Raw genomic sequence first — 22,733 nt, 5'->3', positions numbered from 1 at the left:
GAGAAAAAGAGATGAACAAATTTATGCAAAAAAAATATTTATTTATGCTGATACTTACCACTCTATTACTTCTTGCTGCTTGCGGCAATAGTAATGATAACAAGTCTGATGATTCAAATACATCTGACGATACAGAGGAAGCATCCGAGATCACCGTTGATTCGGAAATGGGAGAAGTTACTGTTCCGGCAAACCCGGAAAAAATTCTTGCCTCTTACAATGAAGATACATTAATTGCACTTGATGAAAAACCTGTTGCAAAGTGGGCGATTGGCGAAAGTGTCCAGGATTATTTGGAAGAAGACCTTGCAGATGTAGAAACCATTGAATGGACATTGCCTTTAGAGCAAGTACTTAGTATAGAGCCTGATCTTATTATTTTAGATCATACTTTAGATAACTATGAAGGCTCTTACGAAGACTACGCAGCAATTGCTCCAACATATGTATTATCCGAGGAAGAAGTAAGTGACTGGAAGGTACGTTTACAGAAAATAGGAGAAATACTTGGAAAAGAAGAAGAAGCTGAACAGGCTTTAGCAGGCTATGATGAAAAAGTGACAACAGCGAAAGAAGAGCTGGATGAAACATTAGGTGATGAATCTGTTGCGATGATGTGGGTTGTCGGCGGAAAATATTTCTTATTTGAGGAAAATCGTCACTCTGCAAACATGATTTACAATGAATTGGGTGTAGAAGTTCCTGAGCTTGTCAAGGAGCTTGGACAAGGTGAAGAAGCCTGGAACCCAATTTCTTTAGAGAAGCTCTCTGAGATTGATGCGGACCATCTGATTATTTTAGGCTACGAAGACGATGAAGGAATCGAAGCATTGAAAAACAGTAGTGTATGGAACAATACCGATGTAGTCAAAAATGATCAGGTATACTACATTGAGGATGAAAGTAACTGGACAAACAGTGGTTTAGTCGCCTCTGAACAGACGATTGATATGTTTGTTGATTTATTTAAATAATTTCTTGAATAGTATGTCCCTAAAGAACAAAAGCTGACCTCTTCTTTTATCAGCTTTTGTTCTTTTTTTAGATTCAGTCCAATAAAAATTAACTTAACTCTCCTGTTTATCGATAAATTCAACGGCTCAACTCGCTATTTTGAATGTCGCCATAGACAAACTAATCCAGAGCACTGCAAAATATTTCAGAAACAAGCTGCAAATTTGTTACTTCTATAATCAAAGCTTGTCATACCCTGACACAAAAATAGTAATCTCTAAAGAAGTTTAAATATTATTTGTCACCTAATTGAAAATTATTATCATTGACTATTAGTCTCCCAAGCAATAAAATGAAGTAAGTAGCTAATACGCACCTTTTTAGGTCAGGAGGCGTTTTCATTGAACTCATTAACAGCGAGTAACTTAACACTTGGGTTCGGAGACCGGATTATTATAGATGAATTGGACATTTCCATCCCTACAGGGGAAATTACTGTTTTTATCGGCCCAAACGGCTGTGGAAAATCAACTTTATTACGTTCTTTGGCACGTTTATTAAAGCCAAAGCAGGGATCTGTTATATTAAACGGACAAAATATTGCTAAAATGCGGACCCGTGAGGTGGCACAAAACATGGCTATTCTTCCTCAGGCGCCAACCAGCCCGGAAGGATTAACAGTGTATGAGCTTGTTAAGCAGGGCAGACATCCCTACCGTAAAGTTATGAAGCAATGGTCCAAAGAAGATGAGGAAGCTGTACAAAAAGCATTAGAGGATACAAATATGTCTGATTTGAAAGACCAGTCTGTTGATTCACTCTCCGGCGGACAGCGTCAGCGGGCTTGGATTGCTTTAACATTAGCACAGGATACAGACATAATCTTATTAGATGAGCCGACTACTTATCTTGATTTAACACATCAAATTGATGTCCTTGACCTTCTGTTTGAATTAAACGAAAAAGACGGTCGGACGATTGTGATGGTACTGCACGACTTGAATTTGGCAAGCCGTTACGCGCATCATATTATTGCAATTAAAGATAAAAAAGTATATGCGCAGGGAAAGCCTGAGGATACAATTTCAGCAGATCTTGTATCTGCAGTATTCCGGATGCGGTGTAATATCGCATGTGATCCAATATTCGGAACCCCAATGTGTATCCCGCACGGACGGGGAAATTGTTTAATCAAAGATGCTGTGCAGGAGAATTCCATACATCAAACACCAAAAGCTTTATAATATATATAACCGGACCAATTCAAATTCTGATAAGCGAATTTGAATTGGCCCGGTTTTTTCTTTTGGTGACAAATACCTTTTTTTCCGCTATACTGTAAACAACAAATATCGAAAGGGTGAACAAAGGGAACATGAAGTACTAATCCTGTTTTTTTAAAGAATGAATTCAAATAAAAGTATGGTTAACAGCAGAACTATCAGGTTCCATCCTGCTGTGTTATTTTTCATGCTTTCATTGAACGATTTCGGAACAGGATTAGCCTTTATCCTTTGTGGTACCCATATGGAATGAGCAGACGAATGCTCACTCCCTTTTTTGGCGACCCCTGTTCTGATCTGAATGCAGAACAGGGGTTTTGTCATTTGCGAAATCTCCCTGTTCGAACTCTTAACAGATACGGAGATGATTTTATGACTATTTTAGAAGCACATCATATTAAACAAAGTATTAAAGACCGGGAATTGTTCTCTATAGAAAATTTAGCCATTCATTCCAAGGACCGGATTGGTTTAGTCGGTAAAAACGGCTCAGGAAAAACAACCCTGCTCAATCTGCTTGCCGGTAAAATGCAGCCTGAACAAGGTACAATTCAAATGTATACTTCTGTAGAGTTATTGCCACAATTAAAAGAGAAACGTGACCAAAAAAGCGGAGGTGAAGTAACACAGGCTTATATTGTTGAAGCTTTAAAAAAGCAAACCGGACTTCTCCTTGCAGACGAACCAACAACAAATCTGGATACGGCTCATATTGAATGGCTTGAGAAACAGCTGTCTCATTGGCAGGGAGCTCTTATTATTGTCTCTCATGACCGAAACTTTTTAGATAAACTATGCAATGAAATTTGGGAAATAGATGAAGAAATTTTAAAAGTTTATTCCGGCAACTATACAGCTTATCGCCAGCAAAAGGAAAAAGAAGTGGAAAAACAACGACTGGCATATGAGCATTATCAGCAGAAAAAACAACAGCTTGAGCGCGCAATCGAGAAAAAAGAACAGAAAGCACAACGGGCAACAAAAACACCGAAAAGTAAAATTGGTTCTACCGAAGAATCTTTAAAAGGTGCTAAGCCCTACTTTGCCAAAAAGCAGAAAAAGCTGCAAAAAACATCAAAGGCTTTGGAAACAAGATTAGATAATCTCGAAAAAGTGGAAAAGGTCCGAGAAGCTGCTCCTCTGAAAATGACTCTTTCCAATCAAGCAAGATTACAGCAGAAAATTATTTTACGGATAGAGGATTTAGAAGGAGCTGTTCCCGGAAAGCAGTTATGGAAAAAAGCCAGCTTTAATATAAAGGGTGGAGATAAGGTTGGCATCATCGGTCCAAATGGAGCGGGAAAAACAACTTTTGTCAAAAAAATAATGCAGGGAGATGCCGGTATCGCCTTAAACCCATCTGTTAAAATCGGTTATTTTAAACAAGACTTATCAACACTGAACCCAGAAAAGTCGATTCTGGAAAATGTCAAAGAAACCTCCAAGCAGGATGAAACACTAATTAGGACAGTTTTAGCCAGACTGCATTTCTATCAGGAGGATGTATTTAAGCCTGTCCGCGTTCTCAGCGGCGGAGAACAGGTAAAGGTAGCATTTGCTAAGCTTTTTGTCAGTGATATCAATATGCTTATTTTGGATGAACCGACAAACTACCTGGATATCGAGGCGGTAGAAGCATTGGAAGGTCTGCTTCGAGCTTATGAGGGTACTGTTTTGTTTGTATCGCATGACCGGCAGTTTATCGAAAATATTGCAACAAAAATGATTGAAATTAATCATCAGGAGCTTACTTTTTTTGATGGAAGCTCCCGACAGTTCTATGAAGAACCGGCTGAAAAAGAATCGCAAGAAGACCCGGTGGAACAGCAGCTAATGATTATTGAAACAAAGATAACAGAAACCCTGAGCAAGCTCAGCCTGGAGCCTTCCGATGAATTGGATAAGGAATTTCAAAAGCTTCTCCAGGAAAAACGTATTCTTCAAAACAGACAGAAGAAATGATAGAATAAACCTTAATGCAGCAGGAGGGATTTCCCTTCTCCTGCTATATATTTCAGTGCACCTAAATTCAATAATGTCTCATTTCATCGCAGAAAGGAATGCATACATGCAGCAATCAAATGACGTAACTGGTAAAGTAGCGATAGAACTAAATCATGTCAGCTATTCGGATGAAGGCTTAGATATTATTAAAGATGTTTCGGGCATTCTCCCTGAAGGAAAGATTACTACATTTGTCGGACCTTCCGGAGCTGGAAAAACAACCATTTTCCGCCTATTAAACGGACTCATTTCTCCAATAAATGGAGATATTTATCTTTTTGGGGAAAATACTCAATCCATTGAACCGACCGAATTACGGCGTACAGTCGGTATTGCGCTTCAGGATGCTACTATGCTGCGCGGCTCCGTTTATAAAAATCTCGCAATGCCTAAAACATTGCAAAACCAGGAATTTCAAAAGGAAGAAGCAGAACACTTATTAACACAAGTTGGACTGGATGCTTCTTTTCTCAATCGGGATGTAGCAGATTTATCAGGCGGCCAGCGGCAAAAGGTATCGATTGCACGTACACTTGTCAATCAGCCAAGGGTATTGCTGCTTGATGAAATTACTTCCTCCCTTGATCGTATATCTACATCAGACATTGAGCACTTGATCCAGCATATCAATCAGGAATTTGCAGTGACCATTGCCTGGATCACACATAATTTAGAGCAGGCACTGCATATTGGAGATTATACATGGGTCATGATGAATGGGGAGCTTATCGAATCAGGAAATACAGATTTATTGGAAAACCCGGCAGACCCCCGGGTACAGCAATTTGTAAAGGGGGATTGGCAATGAGTTTTCTATCCCTCGGCTTATCGCTTATTTTTGTCCTTATTCCTTTAATCCTTTCCAAAACACTAAATCTCGGCTTGGGAAAAGATACTTTTATCGCAACTATCCGTTCTATCATTCAGCTTATAGCTGTGGGTTATGTTCTGACTTTTGTATTTGAATCTGGCAGCTATCTTTTTATCATCCTGATGGTTGCTCTAATGATTGGAGCGGCAACACATAATGCCCAGAAAAAAGGAGCTTCTATCAAGGGAATTGTATGGAAGCTGATTTTTACATTTATATTTATTGAGATACTGACGCAAAGCATCTTATTAGGGTTTCAAATCACACCGCCGACTGCGCAGTATATTATTCCAATCAGCGGGATGGTTGTCGGTAATTCTATGGTGCTTTCCATTCTTTTTCTCAATCGTTTCACAGCAGAGATTCAAACGCAGAAAAAAGAAACAGAGCTTCTGCTTTCTTTAGGCGGCACACCAAAACAGGCTATCCATCTGCCGCTTATCCATTCTATTAAAGCAAGCCTGATTCCGACAATTGAAAGCCAAAAAACAATCGGTCTTGTTCAATTGCCAGGAATGATGAGCGGACAGATTATTGCCGGGGCAGATCCGATTCAAGCCGTCCAATTTCAGCTGTTAATTCTCTTTCTGTTACTGACAACAGCCGCAGTAACCAGTATAATGCTCGGCTTCTTATCCTATCCAACGCTCTTTAATGAACGGATGCAAATGCTTAAGATTAAGAAGGATGAGGAAGAATAGGTCTACAGGAAGCTCCATTTTTGCAGGCTTTCAAGCTAAATTCTGCTTTTAGGTTAATTTAAAAGAATTCATTTTGAAAAGGATAATCAAAATGAATTCTTTTTTGAATCCACATTTGGAAAAATCAATCGCATACGGCATTCCTTTGTAGTTACTACAAGCATCGACTAAGCCCCGTCAATTTGACAAGTAAGTTATAATTCAGTATTATTTAATTAAATATATCTTAATTAAAAATATATACACTTATATTATCACTTAATAAAAGGAGGCAAAAAAATGTCTGAGAATTTATCACTAAAAACCTTTGTAATTACTATGAAAGCATCCAAGGCTTTAGAAGAAGTTACCAAGCAGGATATAAAAAAACATGGCATGCGTGCATCCGATTTTGCTATTTTAGAAGCCCTGTATCATAAAGGCAGACAAACTATCCGGGAAATTTCTGAATCAGTATTAATCAGTACAGGCTCAATAACATACGTCATTGATAAGCTTGAAAAAAAGGAACTCCTCATCCGGACAAATTGCCCTGATGACAGAAGAGCAGTTTATTTAGAAATCACTGTTAAAGGAAAGCAAACCATGGATGATATTTTCCCAAAACATCAGCAGGTCATTGAAGAACTATTTGAAGGAATCTCGGAGAGTGATAAAAAGACTGTTATCGATGTCTTAAAGAAGGTTGGATATAAAGCAAGCGATAAAGAATAACAGATAAGAAAGGGTGAGAATCAATGAAATATATCTATGAAGAAAAAGCTGGTCCCAATGGTCCTACTCTCCTTCTCCTGCACGGAACCGGCGGCACAGAAAGTGATTTATTACCTTTAGCAGGCATTATTGATCCAAATGCAAATGTCCTGAGTGTCCGAGGAAACGTATTAGAAAATGGTATGCCCCGTTTTTTCCGCCGTCTGGAGGAAGGCGTCTTTGATGAAGAAGATTTAATCAAACGTACTGAGGAATTACATGAATTTTTAAATGAGGCCAGCCAGAGGATTGGTTTTGATCGGAAGCAGGTTACGGCTATCGGCTATTCGAACGGAGCCAATATTGCCGGAAGTCTTTTATTCCATTATAAAAATTCCTTACAAAAAGCAATCCTGCATCATCCGTTGGTTCCCAGAAAAGGAATTGAACTCCCGGATTTAACTGGAACAGAGGTATTTATTGCTGCGGGTGATAACGACCCAATGTGTCCGCCGGAAGAAGCAGAGGAATTACAGCGGTTATTGACAATAGCTGGTGCTAATGCCAATATTCATTGGGAAAGTAACGGTCATCAGCTGACAATGAATGAGGTTAAAGCAGCTGCAAGCTGGTATGCGAATTAAAAAGAAGGAGAGCTTGTTCTCCTTCTTTTTAATTTCTTATAATAATATAGACTGTATACACTATATAGATGAGAGCCAATATAATTCCTTCTCTTCTTCCAATTCGGAAGCTTGTTCGCGAAAAAATTAACAAGAGTATCGTCAATGCTATCATTATCCAGATATCCGTAAAAATCACTGGGTTGATGGATAAAGGTGAAATAAGTGATGCTGCCCCAAGAACAAATAAAATATTAAAAATCCCACTGCCGACAACGTTTCCCAATGCGATTTCACTTTCATTTTTAAGTGCTGCCGAGATAGAAGTAACTAATTCAGGCAATGAGGTTCCTATTGCAACAATGGTCAAACCGACTAACGCTTCACTCATTCCCCAGGACAAAGCAATTTCTGTAGCGTTGGTCACAACAAACTGTCCTCCAAGAATAATTGCAGCCAGCCCAAGAAGAGTAATCAGTGTACTCTTCCCCCATTTTACATTTGAATCTTTAATAGCTTTGGTTTCTTTCCTGCTTTTCAAACCGACCTCAATAATGTAATACATAAAAATCGCTAGAAACAGAAAGAAAATGATTCCATCACTTCTGCTGAGGATATTTTCTGTTGATCCTTGAAGCAGCATATCGCTTCCTAATGCAAACAGTGCTACTGCAGCCAATAATGCAAAAGGAATTTGTTTGACAATCATTTCATTCTGAACCTGAAGCGGGTAAATAGCTGCTGCCAATCCAACAACCATTGTAATATTAAAGATATTGCTTCCAACCACATTTCCGACTGCTACATCAGCTGTTCCCTGCACAGCCGCAATAATACTTACCGTCGCTTCCGGTGCACTCGTCCCTAAGGCAACAATCGTTAATCCAATTAAAATCGGCGGAACACGCAACAGCTGTGCAATATTAGAGGAACCGTCAACAAACCAGTCTGCTCCTTTGACTAATAATGCAAACCCGATAATTAATAAGACATACTCCATGAATGTACTCCTCATCTCACCCTGCTTATTGTGTTTTTATTCTACCTTAATTGTATTTTCCTATCCACTATTTTCATGGAGAGATTTTTTACTTTGTCAAATCAGATAAAAAGATTTGATTTCCTGCCGGGTCTTTTATCATCCCCTTGTGAACCGGATAACCCAATGCTTCCAGTCTTTGAACAGCCTCGTCTGCCTCTTCCTTCATTGGATAAGTTATTGTAAAAAACTTCAACCCAGTTTCATTGGAATCCGGAACCGGCGCCCCTTCTCCATTCCACGTATTTATTGCAATATGGTGGTGATAACCGCTGTCAGATAAAAAAGAAGCTCCAGGATAAGCGGTCACTTCTTGAAAGCCTAATCCTTCTACATAAAATTCCTTTGCTTTTGGCAAATCATTCACATGTAAGTGAATATGGCCAATAATAGTTTCTTCAGGCATGCCCTTCCATTCCTCTGTGGCTAATTCGAGAAGTCCATCTGCATCCAGCGGTTCTGTACTCATCTGTACAAGTTCTTCTGACCAGCTCCAGCTTTCAGATAATCGGTCTCTCGCTATTTCAATCCCATTTCCATCCGGATCTGAGAAATAGAGTGCTTCACTGACTAAGTGATCAGCAGCGCCTAATTGTAAAGAGTACGCTCTTCCTGCTTGCAGAAGATGCTTTAGAAAAGCAGCCAAATCCTTTCTTGCCGGCAGCAGAATAGCAAAATGATAGAGACCGGTTGTCCTTCTCTGTTTTGGTATAACCTCTTCCGGCTGCTCCAGATTGATTAGCCCCTTTTTTCCATCAGCTGAAAGCATCGCTTTATCCTCTGTTTCCTCTATCACCTGAAAACCTAAAAAATCTTGATAAAATTCAATAGACCGTTGCAAATCTGTTACTTGAATAGTTATATCTGACACATGTATTGCTTGTTCATCAAAAAATTTCTTTTCCATTTATCATAGTCACCTTTCCGGTTTTATATTTAACTAAAAATAATTAACTTACTTTATGTAACTAATTATAAATGAGTAAAGTCCGACGGTCAAAAATGTATTCTCATTCAGATTCTTCAATTTCTGTTTAAAGCAATACTTATAATAATAGCTGCAGCAGCAATCCATATTGCCATGATTGAACCAGTAACGAGAAAAGTATAAAATCGATTAATCGTTACTCTGCAAATAAAAATAGTATAAAACGATTGTTTTCCGATTCGAATACTGATATGATAAGCGTTGCATGACGTGGTTCGTAACCATCCCACGCTAAAAAACTAGGAGGAAAATAAAATATGCATATAAGAACACTTGTTATTAATGGGATTATTGCAGCATTATACGTTGCAGTATCTTTACTGGTAGCTCCAGTCGCATTTGGAGTAATTCAATTTCGAATATCAGAGGTATTTAATCATCTGGTTATCTTTGATAAACGTTACTTTTTCGGAATTACCATTGGTGTATTTTTAACAAATTTATTTTCAATGGCTGGCGGTTTAGATTTAGTGTTTGGGACAGCGCACACTGCTATATCCTTAGGAATAATTATTTTTTTAAAAAAATATATTAAAAATACATTAACGCTTTTATTCCTTAATACATTAATTTTCAGCTTTAATATGTTTATTGTAGCTTTCGCTTTAAATGTAGTAGTAGAATGGTCATTTCTATTCATTTGGTTCACACTGGCAATGAGCGAACTGATTATATTACTTATAGGCATTCCAGTTATTTCTGCTTTGCAGAAACGCCTGCGCTTCGATAAGCTTATATAATCAAAAAGAAAAAACGGTGGAATTCCTCCATCGTTTTTTCTTTTTAAAATTGATTAATTATCAAACACCTGTATTTACTAGTGATTTCACAAGATTTTAATGAAATAAATAGGTTCTCTATTTTAGAGTTAATAAACCATGTATTCATTAGAAAGCCTATTTATCTTTTATACCTGTTTTAAATCACCCTGTCCATTGAACAAGCTGTGCAAAGATTAGCATGACAATTCCAATTCCCGACAACACTAAGAATACCGGCAGATAAAAGCGAATCCACTTCTGCCATGAAACGCCGGCAATAACTAATGCTGCCATGAAATAACCTGATGTCGGGAACAGAATATGTGCAAATCCATCTCCAACTTGAAATGCGAGTACAGCAGTTTGTCTTGTAACACCAATGATATCAGCCAGAGGCCCCATAATCGGCATAGTTACAAGAGCTTGTCCACTTCCGGATGGGATGATAAAATTGATGGTCAACTGTGCTAAGAACATCCCAACCGCCCCAAGAACGGATGGCATTTCACCTACAACAGAACCAAGAGCATTTACAATGGTATCCATGATACGCCCATCTTCAAGTACAACTGCTACTGACCGGGCAAGACCAATAATTATTGCCCCCATTAAAACTTCACGAAATCCTTTGGTAAATGCTTCAGAAATTTCCGTTGCATTAAGCCCAGAAATTAAACCCACAACAATTCCCATGAAAATAAAGAGACCAGCCATTTCGACCATAAACCAGCCTTCGTTTAATACACCATAGACTAAAACTAATGCAAATAGTAGTGCTGCAACTGTTCCAAACTTTTGCCTTGTATTCATTGTTCTCATTTCTATATTATCTTTATGTTTATAAAGTTCTCTTTTCTCCATGTCCTCTTCATATACTAAACTGTTTTTAATTGGATCCTGCTGGACTTTTTTTGCATAGCGCATTATGAAGAAGATTCCCACTGGTAATGCAATCACAAATAAGACAAGTCGCAGCTCAATTCCAGAGAAAACTGGAAGACCAACAATTTGCTGTGAAAGTCCTACGTTAATAGGATTTAAAACGCCAGCCGTAAACCCAATAACAGGACCTACTAATGAAACACTTGCTGCAACTATTGAGTCGTACCCTAAAGCAATCATCAGCGGCATAATTACAGGGATATAGACAAGAGCCAACTCCGGTGTTCCAATAAGTGTCGCAATTACTGCAAATACGGTTGTTAAAATTGGAATCAGAAATATACTTCGCTTAGAAAATTTATTTGCCAAACGATCAACGACAATTTCGATAATCCCAGTTGTTCTCAAAACCATGAACATACCGCCGATAATGAATGTAAAGAACACAACTTCTCCAGCATCGATAAGTCCTCTAGGTATAACAGTTAAAAAGTCTGTAATACCTACTGGTGTTGATTCAATCTGCGTAAATGAGTTCGGGTCAACTGTTTCCCTCCCATCAGGGCCAGGAACCCTTTCAAATTCTCCGGCCGGCACAAAATAAGTTGCAATTGCTGCCAGAGCACTAAATAAAAATAAAATCACATAAATATGTGGCATCTGGAACTTTTTTTTCTTTTCTGTTTTAGCCATACTTACTCTCCTTTTGTTTTGCTCCGTGCATAGATGAAGAATATGTGAATGATGTATTTTTTACTTCTCTTTTTTCTCTTATATGTGCTTCTTCTTTAGAATAAATCAATTATCTTAATCAGATTTAATAAATTTTCACATACTGCACGATCTTCAGTTTGAATTTTATTATAGTATAACTGGCTGGACCGGGACCGCGATTACTCGTTCCAGCGAAGGGCTTTTGTAAGACTCCCACTTCAAGAATAGGATAGACTGGAAAATTTCATTTCGAAACCAGGCAACCAGCGCCCGATTGATTCTGGCCAGCAAGATATAGGTCACAAAGGTGGTGTGACAACGGTTTTTGGTGGCACGAGTAATCACAAATGTATACGGCAGGGTGAGTAATCGTATTCTCAGTCCCACGACACCGCACACTTAACCTCTGTTCCTTAGACAGTTGGATACAAAACACTAAATGAAGTTTCACTTTATACGTAATATACAGTACCTATAATATAATAACAAATACTAAAATTGTACAAAAAAACCTACAAATTTTTTTGCTAAAATGTATAAAAACACTATTTATTTTAGTAATAATAGGTTATATGTAAAAATAAACTGGCGTAAATGCCAGTTTGTTACAAAATCTCGACGTAATTATCTACTGTGGACTTGGTTGCTTTTCCTGAATACTCGTTAATTAACACTCTTAATTTTAACTGCGATATGAATAGATCAGAAGTTTAAGCATCCCAAAACGCTTGCAGTGAGAATCAAATATGGAGCTGTTTCTCCCTAATGGAAAACAATCCCTATGTGTACCCATACAATATAACTATTATAATTGATGGGTACTATCGGTTACCTTAGGAAGATGAGGTTCTTCATACGGACGAAACTTCTTGAGGTTATCCTGTATCAAAACGGGAATACGGTGAAAAATCCAACTAAAATCATAACACAGTAATGCGAAATAAAAAAGAATGGAAAAACAGAGTAAACGTTCTGAATGTTTGAAATGGATTTCCCTATAGAGACGTTTGACTCTATGTGATAAGGAATTGGTTTGACAAATTCAATTACATTAGAATACGACCAACAATAAAAGAGGACCTGAAGGTATCCGGTCCCCTTAAGTGTAAGCCAAAACAATATACTTCATGCATTATATTTAATTTTATTAGACCAAGTCTGATTACAGTGACTAATGTAGTTTTTTTTATCATATTGCTATGGGATTCAGGTCACAGAGAGTTCGCGATTATTCTCCCCAAACATATGGAGTTTCCTGATACACATAGTAATTCAACCAATTAGAAAACAGCAGGCTGCAATGACTTTTCCAGCGATGCTTCGGCAGTTTGTCCGGATCGTTATTTGGATAATAATTTTCCGGCAATGCCGTGTCTACACCGCGGGCATGGTCTCGTTCATATTCTTCTTTTAACGTTGTCGCCGTATATTCTAAATGTCCTGTTGCCATAATATGCTTCCCATCCTTGGAAGCAAGTAAAAATACCCCCGCATCATCGGACACAGCTAACAATTGCAAGTCAGGATGATTATCAATTTCTTCCAAAGAAACTGTGGTATAGCGGGAATGCGGTGCTAAGAATATTTCATCAAACCCTCTTACCAGACGCTCTTTCGGCGCTAACACCTCATGCTCAAAAACTCCAAAGCATTTCTGGGGAAGTGCATGCTTATCAATACCATAATGATGGTATAAAGCTGCTTGTGCTCCCCAGCAAATATGAAGCGTAGAAGTAACATGATCATTCGTCCACTCCATGATTTCCTGCAGTTCCTCCCAATAGTCGACATCTGTAAAAGAGAGATGCTCTACCGGTGAACCCGTAATAATCATGCCGTCAAATGTTTTATCCCGAACCTCTTCAAAGGTCTTATAAAATGTATCCAGGTGGTTCTGACTCGTTGTTTTTGATTCATGTGAAGCCATTCGTAAAAAGGAAATCCGCACTTGCAACGGTGTATTTCCCAGATATCTTAACAATTGCGTTTCCGTCTTTTGTTTTTCCGGCATTAAATTGAGGATCAGAATACTCAGCGGACGAATTTCCTGGGAATCGGCACGCTGTTCATCCATCACAAAGATATTTTCCTCTTCTAAAATCTCTTTTGCCGGCAGTTCTCTTGGAATTTTAATCGGCATTGTCTGACCTCCACTTTTATGCTTAAAATATTTTAAACGCTCTGTTCTCAAAATGAAAGATGCTCTATACAAGGAACGCTACTTCCAAATTATTAGTCTATTTCTTATTGTAAAGGCTTGCTAAAAAAGTTCAAGCCTTCTTCCTCTATTTCTTCTAAAAATAAATAAGATTTTTTTGCATATTGTTTACTGGTTGTCCCTATTATAAGATGGATAAATAAGAGGTACAATTTTTCTTAGGAGGGGTATTTATGAAATTAAAAGACAAAGTAGCCATTGTAACCGGAGCTGCTTCAGGCATGGGTAAAGCAATTGCAGAGTTATATGGCAAAGAAGGAGCAAAAGTAATTGTTGCCGATCTCAATTTAGAAGGAGCAGAACAAACAGCTGCATCTATTTCCGATAATGGCGGCAGTGCCGTAGCACTTAAAGTTAATGTTGCGAAGCTGGAAGATATCGAAAATATGATAGACACCGCTGTCTCCGAATTTGGAACACTTGATATATTAGTAAATAATGCAGGAATTATGGATGGAATGGAAGCTGTCGGTGATATTGATGATGAAAAATGGGATCTTATTTTTGATATAAATACAAAAGGGGTTATGCGTGCTATCAAAAAAGCGATCCCCATCTTCTTAGAAAAAGGCAAAGGAAATATTATTAATACCGCTTCTACAGGAGGTTTAAATGGAGCCCATGCTGGTGTTGCATATGTCGCATCTAAACATGCAGTTGTCGGCTTAACAAAAAATACAGGCTTTATGTATGCGAAGGAAGGTATTCGATGTAATGCAATTGCACCAGGTGGAGTGGAAACGAATATTGGTTCGTCCATATCAAATTTGAATGAATTTGGTGCCAGCCGCACACAATTAACACATGCAGTGATGCCAAGATCTGGACAAGCTGAAGAAATTGCACAGGTTGCTTTATTCCTGGCGTCTGATGAATCCAGCTTTGTAAACGGAACTGTTATTACAGCAGATGGCGGGTGGACAGCTGCTTTTTAATACCATTATTAACGAATGCGGATGCAATATCTGCATTCGTTTTTTATTTGGACAAAAATCCTTAAAATAAGGGTTAATTTCATCTCGATTGGCAATGCTAATGAGAAGAAATTTATAAAGGAAATGAGGCTCAACACATGTCTAAAAAAGAAAAATCCACCAGCCAAACAAATATTGAAAATGATAAAACTCTAACTACCCGTCAAGGTCATCCCGTAACAAATAATCAAAATATCCGCACTATCAGCAATCGTGGCCCTGCTACATTAGAGAACTATGATTTCATTGAAAAAATAAGTCATTTCGACCGTGAAAAAGTTCCGGAACGTATTGTGCACGCACGCGGTGCAGGGGCACATGGCTATTTTGAAACCTATGGAACAGTTGGTGATGATCCTGTTTCCAAGTATACAAGAGCAAAAGTTTTTCAGGATAAAGGGAAGCAGACACCCGTATTTGTCCGTTTCTCAACAGTAGTTCATGGAAATCATTCTCCAGAAACCGTCCGTGATCCGCGCGGTTTTGCTGTTAAATTTTATACAGAGGACGGCAACTGGGATCTGGTCGGTAATAACATCAAAATTTTCTTTATCCGTGATGCGATGAAGTTTCCTGATATGATTCATGCTTTTCGTCCGGATCCAGTAACAAATATTCAGGATTCCGAGCGCTTCTTTGATTTTTGCTCCAACTCTCCTGAATCCTTTCATATGGTAACCTTTATCTACTCACCATGGGGAATTCCTGCAAACTATCGGATGATGCAGGGGTCAGGTGTAAACACCTATAAATGGGTCAATCAGGATGGAGAAGCTGTTCTGGTGAAATACCATTGGGAGCCAAAACAGGGGATTAAAAATTTAACGACCAAAGAAGCTGCTGAAATCCAAGGAGAAAATTTTAATCATGCTACCCAGGATTTATATGACGCGATTGAAAAAGGCGATTATCCAGAATGGGAGCTGCTGGTACAAATTATGACAGATGACGATCATCCAGAGCTTGATTTTGACCCGTTAGATGACACAAAGCTGTGGCCGGAGGATAAATTCCCATGGCTTCCTGTAGGAAAAATGGTACTAAATAAAAATCCTGAGAACTATTTTACTGAGGTAGAGCAGGCATCATTCGGAACTGGTGTATTAGTTGACGGACTGGATTTTTCTGATGATAAAATGCTTCAGGGCAGGACCTTCTCCTACTCTGATACACAGCGCTACCGTGTTGGGGCTAACTATTTGCAGGTTCCAATCAATGCAGCTAAAAAGCGGGTTGCTACCAATCAGGAAGGCGGGCAATTACGTCAGCAAAATGACAAAGCTCCCGATCAAAATCCGCATATTAATTACGAGCCGTCCGTGCTTGGCGGGCTGGAGGAAGCGAAACAAACCGGCAAGGAATATACACCTTTTGTAGAGGGAAACCTTGTACGTGAATCTATTGACCGCAATGATAATACAAAGCAGGCGGGAGAAACCTTCCGTCAATTTGATGACTGGGAAAAAGATGAACTATTGTCCAACATGGTTGGTGATTTATCAACCTGTGATAAACGGATTCAGGATAAGATGATTGCACTTGCTGAAGAAGCTGATGAAGAATATGGCCGTCGCCTGAGAGAAGGTTTAGAGCATACGAAAAAGCATGGCACCAGCCAGAATCCATTAGGGGCATCCGATGCAGAACAGGCTCCGAAACATGCTGAAGAGCTTGGTCATGATGCAGACCCTTATTAATAATAAATGGTACCTCAATGATTAAGCTTTGAGGTGCCATTTTAATTATTTATCTTCCTGCAACAGCGGATCAACTAATTTTTTATATGCTTCATATTTCACTTCCCAGGATTCCTTTGGAAAATCCACTGGACTTCCTTCCAATGCTGCCTCAAACATATCTAAACAGATATGCCAGCCGGCTAAGTCCTTAGAAACATGGTCATTGAGCACGGGAATGTATTCTTTTAATTTTAAAATACATTCATTGCCTGCTGACTCCAGTTCAAACCGGACAGAACCTTCTCCCCATTCAAATTGCCAATAGGACTGCGTTTGAAAATCTAAAATAGAAATATCTAAAGATTTCCCTGTTCCATCATTCATATTAAATTTCATTTTTCCATTTTCGTTCAGATCTACCACTTCTAAATTGGGCATCCATTGTTGCAGTTTATCATTTTGTGTTAATGTACCCCAAACTTCGTCAACAGATCTGTCAAATTTACGTTCAAAAATTGCTATATAACCATTGTCTACTTTTTCTACAGCAGCCAGCATGTTCTTTTCCTCCAATAATAAGAATTGTTTGGTTCTGTTTATCTTTATCTTATATTATTATCTCAACTTTCGCACCTAAGAATAAGCAACTATACCTTACTATTCCAGGATGGACATGTATATTGTTAAATCATCCAATGGAAATTGTGTATTGCTCCCGCAACCAACCACTACGCTTTCCATGGGGACGGCTTCAGCTAACTTGAAAAGAAAACCGCTTTTCAAGTGGATCTTCAGCTCGCCCTGTTCCCATAGGAGTCTTCGTGGTTGGTCTGCGCTCAGTTAGGCTTCTACAGCGAATGAAAGGAATCATATCCAGATGGATCTGGATGAAATAATTGCTTTTTGTTTGATAAAAAGATCATTTTAGTGTTTCAACTTGTATAGAGTGCTCCTTCTAGCGGAGGCGGACCGTTTTGACTCCTGAAAGAAAGGCGGAAAGCGTCGTTTAAAAACGTAATAACTGGACCGAAGCAACTGAGATAAAGGAATCACCGTGAGTTTACGAACGGATGATGACTTTCACCAGCGTGGCATAAGTGCGACTTTAGCTCTGTCTGCGCCTGACGGCTTGCCAGTCGCTAAGTCTTCTTTATCGTAGGGCGCTATCGGGAAGTTGTCTAGTTTTTGACGCTTGTAGCTGGACAGGGATCAGCACCATCTGAAGATCCACTTTTGCAAAGTGATCTTCTTGGCAAAAGTTAGCTGAAGAGCGTGCCCCTAGGAAAGCAAAACGGTCCGCCGCAGCGGTCGCCTCACACGTTACCTTCTCTCTGGGTAGAATCTATGCTTTGTCAAGAAATAGATGGAAGGAACAATCAACACCTGTCTCTATGATAGGCAAGTTATTTTTTAAGATGCGAAAGTTGAATTATTATTATATACTTTTCTAAGCTGGAAACAATATTCTAAACTTGCTTCCTTAAGAGTTCCCGGTGATAAATGATTCTGCCGGATAGTAATTTATTATTTTGCAGAGCTGTTTTGCCATATAATCAGGAGATTGCTCAAAATCATTTTTAATCCAGTCCAGAATAATGCCTAAAATTCCATAGGCATAGAACGAGGTATACATATTGTTATCCAACCCATCACGGTAAGGGGTAATCAAGTTAATATCATGCTCGAAAAATTGAGTAATAGATTGCAGAAAAACTTCATAAAAACCTGGTATGGCTTCGAATTCCCTCCAAAGTGCATAAAAACGCTTATTTTCGATAATATAATTAAAAATAACAATTTCTGAAGGAGCTAAGTCGTTTAAATGGATATAATTATTCTTCTTATAAGGGACTTTAAAAGCTTGAATAAGCCCACTTGCCTGATCAGTAATAATTTCCTTGACTAAATCAGACTTTTGATTATAGTGCCGGTAAAAAGTAGCACGATTATAATCCGCATGCTCCACAATATCCGTAACCGTTATTTGCTCATAGCTTTTTTTATACATCAATTCAAGAAGCGCATATTTTAATAATTTTTTTGTCCTCCTCACCCGTCTGTCCAGTATTATATCCTTGGCAACCACTCAAATCACCCCAAATTTCTTTTCATTTTTAAACAGATTGCATTCATCTGTTGTTTATGTGTACAGACCTTAGGTTATTACCGATTGAAAGCGCTTCATGTAAAATTTATACTAAAATTAATTCACATATATAGTTTAACATAATTCAAAAAATCAAAGGGGGTCATCCTATTGGAAAAACAATGGAATGAACATTACGATGTTGTAGTCGTTGGTTCAGGTGCCGGGGGGTTAACAGCTGCTTTAACAGCACGCTTACAGGGGTTATCAGTAATTGTCATTGAAAAGACGGCTCTGTTTGGCGGTTCCACATCAAAATCTGGCGGGACCATCTGGATTCCCAATAATCTTTATTTAGAAGATGCCGGGGTTAAGGATACGTATGAACAGGCAAAAACTTACCTGGACTCTACCGTTGGAGACTGTGTTCCAGATGCTTTAAAAAAGGCTTACCTGAAAAAGGGACCTGAAATGGTAAAGTACCTGCACGAGAATACGGAACATTTCAGATGGGAATACACTCCTGGATATTCTGATTATTACCCTGAAGCACCAGGCGGCCTGGCTTCAGGGAGAGCCGTTGAAGCCCAGCTGTTTGACCTTAGGAAATTAGGAGATGATATCAAGCATTTACGTACTTCAGGTTTGCCGACGAAAGGAATGGTACTTAAATCCAGTGAGTTCCACAAAGTGAACATGATTATGAGGACATGGATTGGAAAAGTAAAGGCAATGAAAGTAGGTATGCGCCTGATTCGCACACTTATTTCCGGCTACAAGCCCACTACTTTAGGAGAGGCAGCAGTTGCCCGTCTATACACTTCACTCAAGGAAGCTAAAGGCGAGGTTTGGCTTAATACCCCTTTTAAAGATTTGATTTATGAGGAAAATCACGTGACAGGTGTCATTGCTGAAAGAGATGGAAAAGAAATCAATATTCAGGCACGTCAAGGTGTGATTTTTGCTTCCGGCGGCTTTTCTCACAATCAGGAGCTGCGGGAAAAATATTTACCACAGCCTACTAATGCAGAGTGGACATTAGCAGCCGAACAGCAGACAGGTGATGTCATTGCTGCCGGTGTAAAGTTAGGCGGCCAATTGGATTTAATGGACAAAATGTGGGGAACTCCTACATCAGCGCCGCCTGGAGCTCCGGCATTTATGCCTGTAGCTGAGCGGGCTACACCCGGCTTAATTATCGTAAACAGTAATGGCGAACGTTATATCAACGAATCTGTTCCATACCATGAATTTGTAGATCAAATGTATGAAAATAATAATGAACAAGGCTCTACAATACCGTCATGGATGATATTTGATAAACGCGTAAAGAGCCGTTATCTTGTATTTGGAATTATGCCATTTCAGCCGTTCCCTAAAGAATGGTTCGAAACAGGGTACGCCAAACAAGCAGATACTCCTGAAGAACTTGCCAAGCAAATCAATATACCTCCAGAAAAATTGGCTGAAACTATTGCCAGGTTTAATACGTTTGCAGCTAATGGGAAAGACGCGGATTTTCAGCGCGGGGATAGTGCTTATGATAGATATTATGGTGATCCGACACTGGATAACCCCAATCTGGCACCACTGGACAAGGCTCCTTACTATGCAATTCCGATTTATCCAGGTGATATCGGAACAAAAGGCGGGCTGGTCATCGATGCATCAGCAAGAGTGATTACAAAGAATGGTACTCCAATAACAGGCTTATATGCTACAGGAAATTGTACAGCCTCTATAATGGGAGAAACATACCCCGGACCCGGTGCAACGATTGGAGCATCTATGGTGTTTGGTTATGCAGCTGTAATGGATATCGTTGAAAGTGAGGGAAAGAAAGACAGTCAAATTCCAAAGGTGACACTGACTGTTTAAGCACATCTATATTTAAATAAGGAAGGAGCATTTATATGCAGAATAAAATGAAAGCCTATCGTCTTCTTGATTGGCAGACGAAGCCGAAATTAGTTGAAACTGAAATTCCTGAACCAGCAGGAGGTGAAGTATTAATAAAGGTAGCCGGAAATGGACTTTGTCATTCAGATATTTCCATGCAGCAAATGCCAAAGGAGATGGTCGAGCAGATAGGATGGAAGGTTCCATTTACTTTAGGACATGAAATTGGCGGCTGGATTGAGAAGCTGGGCGCAGGAGTTACAGGCTTTAAAATTGGAGATCCAGTAGTTTTGGTCAGCTCTTATTTCTGTGGTAATTGTGAATATTGCCTTAAAGGACAAACAAATAATTGTGAGAATGCTGCAGCCGGCAGAGGCTATGGAATCAATGGAGGACTGGCAGAATATGTTTTGGTAGACAAGCCGCAGCAAATTATCAAGCTCGACAAATTAGACCCTGCAACAGCGGGACCATTAACCGATGCGGGCAGTACGTCCTATCATGCAGTCAAGCGTATATTACCCAAATTGATCCCCGGGTCAACAGCTATTGTTATCGGCTCAGGAGGACTAGGAGGATTTGCTATACAGTTTATCCGCGAGCTCAGCCCTGCAAAAATAATTGCAATCGACACAAATGAGAACAGATTGGAAATTGCCAAAGATTATGGTGCCCATCATACACTGGTTGGGGTGAATGAAGCTACATTAGGAGAAATAATGGATTTAACGGATGGACGCGGGGTTGAAGTTGTGCTTGATTTCGCCGGCTTTGATGCAACCATTGAGACGGGATTAGCTGCTGTCAGAAAATCAGGGTCATTCGGCTTAATTGGAGCCGGAATGGGGACTTCAAATAAACCATGGTATGGCAGCCTTCCATTGGATGGAGAAGTATTTAATTTTCAGGGCGGCTCTATCAATGATACAAAAGAAGTTATTAAACTGGCAGAAGCCGGACTTATTCGAAATGAAGTAGAGCTCTTTTCATTGGATGATGTAGAGAAAGCATATGAAAAGATGGAACAAGGAATGCTGAGAGGAAGAGCTGTAGTCAAACCATAGTAATCGCGTGAGCGTGAATCTCCCGGCCCTTTTTTGGAGGAAGAAGCCCTGCGAAATGAATTCCTTTCTCCCTATGATAAAAAAAGAAGATTTCGATTCACTGCTGCTGTTGCAATAGCTAAATCGAAATCCTCTTTTTTTCATGCCATGCCATTAGATTCAGCCCTCTCTTTCTAAACGAAAATATGACTTTTCCCAGTTCTTTACTTTATGTTTTTTCTTTTTATTTTTACATTGCTCCATTGTCTTCCGTACATCCTCCACTTGATAATCAATTTGGCTTTTTAACATTTCATAAGATGAAAACATGGGATAAATCAGCTCCTGAGTATAAGTTATTTGATACTTTTATTGTATCGGCTTATCTCTTCCTGCACATCGGATCAGTGACTGATTTATCCCTTGAAATTATCGCTGCTTCAGACCGAAGAGTTCCTCCTGCTTAAGGTTGAGAACCTCTCCGTCTTGCCTCATTTTAAAGCGAATATACTGCAAATATCGGCTTCATTATAACTGCTTATTTCTCCCCCATCGACTTTTCAATAACATCAAGTACTTGCTGCAGTTTCTGAACTGGAATTTGTCCCGGTGCTGAAGCTCTTTCTCCAGCTCCAAAGGTTAGTACTGAACCGAAAACTTGCCCGGACAACCGGGTAATAACTCCAAGCGGGCCCATCGCCATTGTGATCATTGGCTTCTTTGTAAGTTTTTTCATTTCATTGGTTGCTGTTAACAGCTCTAAAACATCCTCTGTTTCATTTGGCATCACAGCAATTTTTAATACATCGCCGCCAAGCTCATCTGCCCTTTTTAATCGATTGATAATCTCTGATTTAGGCGGTGTTTTTTGAAAATCATGATTGGAAATGATTACGTATGTATGCTGCTGATGTGCGATAGAAATCAGATGCTGAACCGTATCTTCTCCCTGATACAATTCTACGTCCACAAAATCTGCAAGACCTGTCTGGATGACAAATTGATTCAACGATACATAATCTTCTTTGGAAAGTTCCTTTTCTCCCCCCTCTTGATGACTGCGGAAGGTGAAAATCAGCGGAATTCCTTTTAAGATATTCACTAAATCTTTTAGAACCTCCTCTACCGCTTCCTGATTTTCCACTTCTTCAAATATATCCGCACGCCATTCAACAACATCTATTGCCTCTTTTTGATAACGTTTCGCTTCTTCAATGATATCTGCTTTTTTTGAAGAAGTTAAAGGAATACAAATACTCGGCTTCCCTTCTCCCAGTGTTCTATTTTTAACTGTTAATGCTTCTGTCATAATCCATACACC

General features: G+C 39.1%; 20 protein-coding genes and 1 riboswitch. Of the genes, 12 read left to right on the top strand and 8 right to left on the bottom strand.

Features of this window, described 5'->3' with window-relative positions; genetic code table 11:
• The first annotated feature begins 11 nt into the window (after nucleotides 1-11).
• The 7 genes from IEX29_RS15935 (at nucleotide 12) to IEX29_RS15905 (ending at nucleotide 7,150) form a co-directional block, all read left to right on the top strand.
• The gene (locus IEX29_RS15935; protein WP_188735352.1) at nucleotides 12-974 is read left to right on the top strand and encodes an iron-hydroxamate ABC transporter substrate-binding protein; all 963 of its coding nucleotides are present in this window, start codon (nucleotides 12-14) and stop codon (nucleotides 972-974) included.
• A 381-nt stretch (nucleotides 975-1,355) separates the two neighbouring features.
• The gene (locus IEX29_RS15930) at nucleotides 1,356-2,198 is read left to right on the top strand and encodes an ABC transporter ATP-binding protein (RefSeq protein ID WP_188735351.1); all 843 of its coding nucleotides are present in this window, start codon (nucleotides 1,356-1,358) and stop codon (nucleotides 2,196-2,198) included.
• 411 nt (nucleotides 2,199-2,609) lie between these two features.
• The gene (locus tag IEX29_RS15925) at nucleotides 2,610-4,199 is read left to right on the top strand and encodes a Vga family ABC-F type ribosomal protection protein (RefSeq protein WP_188735350.1); all 1,590 of its coding nucleotides are present in this window, start codon (nucleotides 2,610-2,612) and stop codon (nucleotides 4,197-4,199) included.
• Nucleotides 4,200-4,305: 106 nt separating this feature from the next.
• Nucleotides 4,306-5,049: an ABC transporter ATP-binding protein gene (locus IEX29_RS15920; protein WP_188735349.1), complete on the top strand. Its 744-nt coding sequence runs from the start codon at nucleotides 4,306-4,308 to the stop codon at nucleotides 5,047-5,049.
• Complete coding sequence (locus IEX29_RS15915) at nucleotides 5,046-5,813, top strand: ABC transporter permease (RefSeq protein WP_188735348.1); 768 nt, start codon at nucleotides 5,046-5,048, stop codon at nucleotides 5,811-5,813. The genes IEX29_RS15920 and IEX29_RS15915 overlap by 4 nt, the downstream gene beginning before the upstream one ends.
• Nucleotides 5,814-6,092: 279 nt before the next feature.
• Nucleotides 6,093-6,527, top strand: a complete 435-nt coding sequence (locus IEX29_RS15910; protein ID WP_188735347.1) for a MarR family winged helix-turn-helix transcriptional regulator — start codon at nucleotides 6,093-6,095, stop codon at nucleotides 6,525-6,527.
• 23 nt (nucleotides 6,528-6,550) lie between these two features.
• Nucleotides 6,551-7,150 carry an alpha/beta hydrolase gene (locus IEX29_RS15905; RefSeq protein ID WP_188735346.1) on the top strand — a complete coding sequence of 200 codons (600 nt, stop codon included), beginning with the start codon at nucleotides 6,551-6,553 and terminating at the stop codon, nucleotides 7,148-7,150.
• Between the two features lie 28 nt (nucleotides 7,151-7,178).
• Here the strand turns inward: IEX29_RS15905 and IEX29_RS15900 are convergent, their stop codons facing one another.
• Both IEX29_RS15900 and IEX29_RS15895 read right to left on the bottom strand, forming a co-directional pair.
• On the bottom strand, nucleotides 7,179-8,129 hold the full coding sequence (locus IEX29_RS15900) for a calcium/sodium antiporter (protein ID WP_188735345.1): 951 nt from the start codon (nucleotides 8,127-8,129) through the stop codon (nucleotides 7,179-7,181).
• Nucleotides 8,130-8,217: 88 nt separating this feature from the next.
• Nucleotides 8,218-9,075, bottom strand: coding sequence for a VOC family protein (locus tag IEX29_RS15895; RefSeq protein ID WP_188735344.1), 858 nt, complete (start codon nucleotides 9,073-9,075; stop codon nucleotides 8,218-8,220).
• Between the two features lie 285 nt (nucleotides 9,076-9,360).
• A riboswitch (PreQ1 riboswitch) is annotated at nucleotides 9,361-9,405 on the top strand.
• An 8-nt stretch (nucleotides 9,406-9,413) separates the two neighbouring features.
• Between IEX29_RS15895 and IEX29_RS15890 the strand changes: the two genes are divergently transcribed.
• A complete protein-coding gene (locus IEX29_RS15890; protein ID WP_188735343.1) occupies nucleotides 9,414-9,896 on the top strand; it encodes a QueT transporter family protein in 483 nt (160 codons plus the stop codon).
• A gap of 183 nt (nucleotides 9,897-10,079) precedes the next feature.
• Here the strand turns inward: IEX29_RS15890 and IEX29_RS15885 are convergent, their stop codons facing one another.
• Both IEX29_RS15885 and metA read right to left on the bottom strand, forming a co-directional pair.
• Nucleotides 10,080-11,492 (bottom strand): YfcC family protein, encoded by a 1,413-nt coding sequence (locus IEX29_RS15885; RefSeq protein WP_188735342.1) that lies wholly within the window; start codon nucleotides 11,490-11,492, stop codon nucleotides 10,080-10,082.
• A 1,249-nt stretch (nucleotides 11,493-12,741) separates the two neighbouring features.
• Nucleotides 12,742-13,653 (bottom strand): homoserine O-acetyltransferase MetA, encoded by a 912-nt coding sequence (gene metA, locus IEX29_RS15880; protein ID WP_147210817.1) that lies wholly within the window; start codon nucleotides 13,651-13,653, stop codon nucleotides 12,742-12,744.
• Nucleotides 13,654-13,904: 251 nt separating this feature from the next.
• Here metA and IEX29_RS15875 point away from each other — a divergent pair, with 251 nt between their 5' ends.
• Nucleotides 13,905-14,666 carry an SDR family oxidoreductase gene (locus IEX29_RS15875; protein ID WP_188735341.1) on the top strand — a complete coding sequence of 254 codons (762 nt, stop codon included), beginning with the start codon at nucleotides 13,905-13,907 and terminating at the stop codon, nucleotides 14,664-14,666.
• 137 nt (nucleotides 14,667-14,803) lie between these two features.
• Nucleotides 14,804-16,402 carry a catalase gene (locus IEX29_RS15870; RefSeq protein WP_188735340.1) on the top strand — a complete coding sequence of 533 codons (1,599 nt, stop codon included), beginning with the start codon at nucleotides 14,804-14,806 and terminating at the stop codon, nucleotides 16,400-16,402.
• 45 nt (nucleotides 16,403-16,447) lie between these two features.
• Here the strand turns inward: IEX29_RS15870 and IEX29_RS15865 are convergent, their stop codons facing one another.
• Together IEX29_RS15865 and IEX29_RS15860 are read right to left on the bottom strand one after the other, a co-directional pair.
• Nucleotides 16,448-16,942 (bottom strand): SRPBCC family protein, encoded by a 495-nt coding sequence (locus IEX29_RS15865; protein WP_188735339.1) that lies wholly within the window; start codon nucleotides 16,940-16,942, stop codon nucleotides 16,448-16,450.
• A 922-nt stretch (nucleotides 16,943-17,864) separates the two neighbouring features.
• Nucleotides 17,865-18,392, bottom strand: coding sequence for a TetR/AcrR family transcriptional regulator (locus IEX29_RS15860; protein WP_229720256.1), 528 nt, complete (start codon nucleotides 18,390-18,392; stop codon nucleotides 17,865-17,867).
• Nucleotides 18,393-18,641: 249 nt separating this feature from the next.
• Here IEX29_RS15860 and IEX29_RS15855 point away from each other — a divergent pair, with 249 nt between their 5' ends.
• Nucleotides 18,642-20,348, top strand: a complete 1,707-nt coding sequence (locus IEX29_RS15855; protein WP_188735337.1) for an FAD-dependent oxidoreductase — start codon at nucleotides 18,642-18,644, stop codon at nucleotides 20,346-20,348.
• A gap of 35 nt (nucleotides 20,349-20,383) precedes the next feature.
• Nucleotides 20,384-21,433 carry an NAD(P)-dependent alcohol dehydrogenase gene (locus IEX29_RS15850; protein WP_204799038.1) on the top strand — a complete coding sequence of 350 codons (1,050 nt, stop codon included), beginning with the start codon at nucleotides 20,384-20,386 and terminating at the stop codon, nucleotides 21,431-21,433.
• Between the two features lie 159 nt (nucleotides 21,434-21,592).
• Here IEX29_RS15850 and IEX29_RS27055 read toward each other — a convergent pair whose 3' ends face one another.
• Both IEX29_RS27055 and aroD read right to left on the bottom strand, forming a co-directional pair.
• Nucleotides 21,593-21,724, bottom strand: a complete 132-nt coding sequence (locus tag IEX29_RS27055; RefSeq protein WP_268239072.1) for a hypothetical protein — start codon at nucleotides 21,722-21,724, stop codon at nucleotides 21,593-21,595.
• Between the two features lie 226 nt (nucleotides 21,725-21,950).
• Nucleotides 21,951-22,721, bottom strand: a complete 771-nt coding sequence (gene aroD / locus IEX29_RS15840; protein ID WP_188735335.1) for a type I 3-dehydroquinate dehydratase — start codon at nucleotides 22,719-22,721, stop codon at nucleotides 21,951-21,953.
• Between the last annotated feature and the right edge of the window lie 12 nt (nucleotides 22,722-22,733).

The sequence above is a fragment of the Oceanobacillus neutriphilus genome (assembly GCF_014645515.1).
Taxonomy (GTDB): Bacteria; Bacillota; Bacilli; order Bacillales; family Amphibacillaceae; genus Oceanobacillus; species Oceanobacillus neutriphilus.
This window is presented reverse-complemented; position numbering and strand designations above follow the sequence as displayed.